Below are 5,949 nucleotides of genomic sequence, written 5' to 3'. Positions count from 1 at the left end.
GACGCCGACAGCGATCCGCAAAACTGGAAGCCTTACGTCACCGGCAACATCACCGTGCATCCGGTCGACTGCGGACACGACGAAATGATGACCCCCGGATCACTAGCGATGTATGGCGAACAACTCAACCAATCACTACAAACTTGAGGCGGCGACAGCAATGGGGGAGGACCGGAATCGTATGCGGAAGCGGTGGGATGGATTATCTCCGGACAACTAAGCCCTCCGAAAGTGCAGCCGCAACCGATGTTCTGGAGGATTTCTCCAGCTCGCGGGCTGAGTCCCGTCGGGTCGTCCTGTTCGTACTAGGCGTCGGCCGTTCCGGATCATCGGCGCTGACGCGGGTCCTCTCGCTGTCTGGCGGCACGCTTCCGGCGGGGATGAGGCGGGCCGACTGGAACAATCCGCGTGGTTATTGGGAACCTCGTGAAACCCTCAGTCTCAACGAAACAATCCTTCGCCAGCAGGGCAGCGCGGGGTTCGACTTCTCATTGCGCTTGTTGGAAGACAACGGGTTCGACGCCGACGAAAAGGCCGCTTGCATCGCCAAGATGGGAACGTTTCTCAATGGGCTGCCTGATGCGCCGATTGTGGTGATCAAGGATTCGTATATCACGAATCTGTCCGACATGTGGTTCGAGGCGGCGCGTCTGAGCGGACTCGACGTCGCGGCCGTCATTCCAGTGCGCGATCCGCACGAGGTCATCGCGTCGCAGGCGGCGGCCGGTCCGATGTCGCCGGAGCTCACCAGTGCCGTGTGGTTGAAATACTCTCTCTTGGCTGAGAGAGGCACGCGCGGCCTGCCGCGTGTGTTCGTCAGTTACGCCAACCTCCTCCACGACTGGCGCCGGGAATTAAGGCGAATCTCCACTACCCTCGCGGTTGACCTCCACCCTCGAGATGAGCAGGCGATCGAGGAATTCCTCACGCCGGACCTTTGGCACCAAAGACATTGCGGCCCAGTCAAAGAACGCTTTGGCGCAGACTGGATCTCCGCGGTATACGAAGCGATGCTCGCGGCGGCGCGGGATGAGCCCTGGGACGAGTCTGTACTGGATCGGGTTTTCGAAGAGTATCGAGTGGCCGAACACGATTTCCGTGTGGCGTCCGAGAATTACCGCGCGCTGGTGTCCATGGGCGTGGACCGCGTGTATTCCAACCGGGTGCCCTTCCGGCCGACTATCAAGAAGCTGGTCTATCAAGTCGTCGCGAAAGCCCGCGGGCGCAGGGCCCTTGGACCGACTTTCGATCGGGGACGTAATGAAGTTGATGAGGCTCGCTGAGTCCTCTAGAGGGGAACTGCGTTCGCCCGCACTCTCGCTGACAGATGCTGATCAGAGCCACCTCGACCGCCTAGGACGGTGAAACCCGTTGGCTTGAGCTGATTTTCCAGCACTCGCAGCTTCTCCAACGGCTTCAGAGCCCGAAACCGCTGCCTTAGCGACTCGACTGCGAACAAGTCTTCTGTCGTCTGGCACAGGTAACGCATGTCACCCGCTTCTACTTCGTTGAGGTCGATCAACTTGCTCGAATCGAGCAAGTTGACGTTGTTGACGGAGGCCCAATCGAGTTCTGTGCAATCTTGGAGCACGCCAATGATCTCTTCGAACCGGTATGCATTCACGATGGGATGGAGGTAGGCGTCCACATCGATACTGACCTGGCTCACCTCGGATTTTGCCTGCGCCGCGGAGCTACCGTATTGCTTGACCTCGAGATTCACTCCCAAGTCACGCAGCACTTGCAAACCAGCGTCGAATCCCTCCGAACTATTCCAAAGCGTCAAGAGGGTTTGCCGATCGAGCAATCTTTGATGTTCCCCCAGTGAGTGATACAGCCAGAGGATCAGAATTCCTTTGTCGCTGAGCAGAGACGATAGGAACTGTATCCCGCGACTCGGATCTTCCAAGTGATGTACGACACCGATCGAAAGAATGAGGTCGAATGGGGATCCTGGACTGAAATCCAGCATTTCGGATCTGCAGAATTCGACGTTCCGAATTCCGTGCTTTTCCCTGAGAGCTTCAGCGACCGCGAGTGAGGCCGCGGTCATGTCCAGCCCCACGAACTGAGCTTTAGGATAGCGCCGGGCCACTGCAAGGAGGCGCTGACCAGTGCCGCAACCGGCGTCGAGTATTGTCTTGCCCGCCAAGTCATCCTGTTCGCCGAAAACCGTGAACAGGCTATTCGCGACGTCTGGAATCAGTGAATCTCCAACCGTGGGACTCGGATACGGGTACGCCTCGTACATCGTCCGCACGTCGCCTGTTTTTGGGGCTGCGTTCTCAGGCATGATTCCTCCCAATCAATTTGCGCATCAATCCTATTGAAGGCCCTGTGCTGTTATGCGACATGAACGCCTACTGCTGGTCCTAGCGCTGATACTGCGTTCGTCACGATCCGTTATTCGACCTCGCCAGACAGGCCGAACTCAGTCAGCAGGCGCCAAGCCAGCTCGCGCAAGCGCGGCTTTGTGTTTTCTGCGCCCGGCTGGTAGCTGCCGATGTTGATGACGATGTGGTCGGGCAGGCGCCACGACTGCACAGTCATCATGCCGCCTATTCGCTCGAAGTAGTCTCGTGTTGCGTGTTGGGTGGTCAATCGTCCGGTGACGTACTCAGCATCGGTGCCATCGAGTCGGCAGACCACCGTGCCGAAATCGCCGAGATTCGAACAGAACACCGGCATTTCCGGGTCGGCCACCGCCGCATTGTTCATCCGCTTGAGTGCCCGCTTCGGTATGAACGGCGTCAGCGACGCGAGTTCCAACGACTCATCGGGCGTGTCGCGCAGCGTTCTGAGGGCTTGGTTGATGGCCGCACGCACCTCTGTCAGATCCGTCGTCACCGGTGTCGGGTCGACAGTGACGGCCATATACGAAACTGCGTTCGCCCGATCGTCACCGTCGGCGCGGGTACTTATGGGAAGTCGCAGAGTGACGGCGCCATCACCGGCACGTCGGCGCCCAATGAGCTCCGCGAACTTCGCAACCAAGCCCGCGACAAGCGTCTTACTTGTCCCACCCAGAGCCTGCGCACGGGCATCCCATTCATCCAAGCCGACGCATATGGTGACAGCCGGGATGACCACTTGGTGGTCGCTGTTGCCGCCACGCACGGCGATTGGACGCGACGCCGGCGATTGGGCAGCATCCTGCCGACTACGACGGGCCTGTTGTGCCGCCGCGACAAGAGCCCGGGCAACCGCAGGCGCGTCCCGCGCTGTTCGGCCCGCATCCTGCGCCACCGCACCCAATCGACTACGTGAACGCGGCGGTGCATAGCCGAGGTCGCGCTGGTTGTCGTGCGCCGCATCGACTAGTGCAACGACAAGCCCGAGGCCGTCGGCCACGTGGTGGGAAATGACAAGGCTGATAGCGGTCGAGCCGTCCGTGAGGGGAAGGACGCCGAGGTGCCAGCCGGGCCCCAATTCCGGATCGACAAGAACCTGCGTGCGTTCATCGGCCCAGTCGCTGACTTCAGAACGTGGGCGGGCGTGCTCGGCAATATCGACATCCGACGGCCCGCGATCCAAGACCCACTGCGACCGGGCAAACGGCAGCGGCGAACGCTCTATCAGCCGACCCAACAACCCGTGTCCGAGATTGCGGTGGAAGCGCCTCAGACCGTCGAAGTCGACGGGGTGCTCATAAACCCAGACGACTTGCATAACTGGCTTCCAATCGGTGGCACGCTGCCCCACGAACAACGCGTGATCCACCGCCGTCAGCCAGTTGTCCGGCCGCACATCACCGTTGATTGTGCGGCGCTTGGAGGCAGGCCGTATACGAACTGTCACGGGTCAGCTTTCGCCGCCACGGAGGGCTTTGCCAGTGGGGACAGCTGCGCAAGCGCATCGCTTCCATAGGTGGCCTTCAGCACGTAGCGAGTATTTCATCTGTTCGCTCGATTGATCGGTGAAAATGTGAACCCGCGGGTCGCCCGATCGAGCAGGCTGCAGTTGGCTGCTCTCCGCCGCGGATCGCACGGTTTACCCCGGCGCTCCAGTAGCTGTCGGTATGCTCGGCCGGGCGGGATTTGGAAGACAGCCTTAACAGATGGCGCAGGCCGCCGACCCGAGGATTGTCGAAACGACGGCCGCGCAGCGCACGTCCTTGCAGGGGGTACTCCGGAATGACGGCTCGCCACGACGCCGAGCGGGCAGAATCTCACCGGACGACGCAGGCGGCAAAACTTCGGATACCGACGCCCGCCCAGTCGAACACGCCACGCCATCGCAAGAACTCCGCGACTCGGCTCCCGCCTCGCCGGTACATCGCAGCGATGGTCGCGCTCGGCAGCATGGAGCTGATGGCGGCGATGGAGCTCACCATCGGAATCGTGGCGCTTCCCGAGGTTCAGAACGATATGGAATTGACGAGCGCTGGACGAAGCTGGGTCATATTCGCCACTCTGCTGGCGGCTAACGGACTAATGCTGGTGGGCGGCCGTCTGGGTGACACCATTGGGCGCAAGCGCGCCTTCATCATCGGGGTCGCCCTGTCCACCTTTTCCTCGGTGATGTGCGGGGTTGCCTGGAATGAGGCCGTCCTCATCGTAGGTCGGCTGCTGAAGGGCGTGAGTGTCGCAATCCTGGCACCGACATGTCTAGCGCTGGTGGCGACCACCTTCCCGAAGGGGCAGTTACGGAACACCGCGACGGCGGTATTCGGCGCGATGGTCAGCATCGGCTCGGTGATGGGCCTCGTGGTGGGCGGGATTCTCACCGATGTGTCGTGGCGGTTGGCGGTTTCTGTGGCGGCGCCGATCGGGCTGCTGGCGCTGTTCCTGGCCCGCACCGCGCTGCGCGAAACCCAGAAGGAGCGGATGAAGCTCGACGCCGCCGGGGCTTTGCTGACCACGTTGGGCTTCACCGCGGTGGTTCTCGGATTCTCGATGGGGCCAGAGTGGGGTTGGCTGTCACCCGCGACGATCTGTTCAGGCGTGGCTGCCCTATCAGCTTTCGTAGCGTTCGCCGTGGTGGAGCGCAGGGCGGAGAACCCGGTCGTGCCGTTCGATTTATTCGTCGACCGCAACCGACTGGCTACGTTTGCGGCCCTGTTTCTCACCGGCGGGGTGATGACAACCCTGATCCTCGTGGTGACGGTATATGTGCAGGACATCGTGGGCTACAGCACGCTGCGCGCGGGGGTCAGCTTCATTCCGTTTGCGGTTGGGGCCGCCGTCGGGATGGGCGTTTCCTCGCGGCTGGTGATGCGGTTCGCGCCGCGCGTGGTGGTGATCGCCGGCTGCATCCTGTTGCTCGGCGGCGTGCTGTACGGCTCGACGCTTAATCGCGGCACACCCTACTTTCCGGATTTGGCGCTGCCAATTGCGGTCGGCGGTATCGGTATCGGCATGATCTCCGTCCCCCTCGTGCTGTCGGTGATCACCACCGTCGGTGTCGACCGGATCGGTCCTACTTCGGCGATAGCAGTGATATTGCAGGGCCTCGGCGGACCGGTGGTGCTGGCCGTCATCCAGGCCATCATCACGTCGCGGACCCTACAGCTGGGTGGCACCACCGGGCCCGCGAAATACATGAACCCCGCGCAGCTCAACGCACTGGACCACGGCTATACGTACGGCATGCTGTGGCTGAGTGGAGTTGTCGTCCTTCTCGGCGTGGCAGCATTGTTCATCCGGTACACCGCCGAGGACGTCGCGCGCGCGCAGGAAGCCCGGAAGGCCATCGACGCTCAGGCGCCGTGATTCAGGCGCTGTCAGCGGACGCGTTCCGCGAGCAGCTCACCAATCGGCAGCAATTCCGGCCACGTTCGCTGGTGGCGGCGGTATCATCCGCGCATGTCGGTCGGCGGTCAGGCTCATAGCCGTGTGCCGTTGCGACGCTGTGGGGCGGCGGCTGCGCCCGATATCCGGCAGAAGTGTTTGCGCGAGAAGCTGCTAGCGGACTCGGCTTCTGATAACTGAGCCGGTGGGTTGGGGGCCG

At 61.8% G+C, this 5,949-nt stretch carries 5 protein-coding genes; 2 read left to right on the top strand and 3 right to left on the bottom strand.

All coding sequences use genetic code 11. From position 1 onward, the window contains the following. Positions 1 to 197 precede the first annotated feature (197 nt). Entirely contained in the window at positions 198 to 1,283 is a 1,086-nt protein-coding gene (locus ACIA48_RS30070) for a sulfotransferase family protein (RefSeq protein ID WP_396739953.1), read from the top strand. Between the two features lie 5 nt (positions 1,284 to 1,288). Here the strand turns inward: ACIA48_RS30070 and ACIA48_RS30065 are convergent, their stop codons facing one another. The 3 genes from ACIA48_RS30065 to ACIA48_RS30055 all read right to left on the bottom strand — a co-directional run bounded on the left by ACIA48_RS30065 (position 1,289) and on the right by ACIA48_RS30055 (position 3,798). Next, positions 1,289 to 2,251 (bottom strand): class I SAM-dependent methyltransferase, encoded by a 963-nt coding sequence (locus ACIA48_RS30065; RefSeq protein ID WP_396739961.1) that lies wholly within the window; start codon positions 2,249 to 2,251, stop codon positions 1,289 to 1,291. Next, positions 2,203 to 2,310, bottom strand: coding sequence for a hypothetical protein (locus ACIA48_RS30060; protein WP_396739959.1), 108 nt, complete (start codon positions 2,308 to 2,310; stop codon positions 2,203 to 2,205). The genes ACIA48_RS30065 and ACIA48_RS30060 overlap by 49 nt, the downstream gene beginning before the upstream one ends. A gap of 93 nt (positions 2,311 to 2,403) precedes the next feature. Continuing rightward, positions 2,404 to 3,798, bottom strand: a complete 1,395-nt coding sequence (locus ACIA48_RS30055; protein WP_396739951.1) for a hypothetical protein — start codon at positions 3,796 to 3,798, stop codon at positions 2,404 to 2,406. Positions 3,799 to 4,283: 485 nt separating this feature from the next. On the opposite strand from ACIA48_RS30055, the gene ACIA48_RS30050 reads away from it, so the two are divergent. Continuing rightward, complete coding sequence (locus ACIA48_RS30050) at positions 4,284 to 5,711, top strand: MFS transporter (RefSeq protein ID WP_396739957.1); 1,428 nt, start codon at positions 4,284 to 4,286, stop codon at positions 5,709 to 5,711. The last annotated feature ends 238 nt before the right edge of the window (positions 5,712 to 5,949 follow it).

It is taken from the genome of Mycobacterium sp. NPDC051804 (assembly GCF_044452905.1).
Lineage (GTDB): Bacteria > Actinomycetota > Actinomycetes > Mycobacteriales > Mycobacteriaceae > Mycobacterium.
The sequence above is the reverse complement of the archived record's forward strand: the minus strand, read 5'-3'. Positions and strand labels throughout refer to the sequence as shown.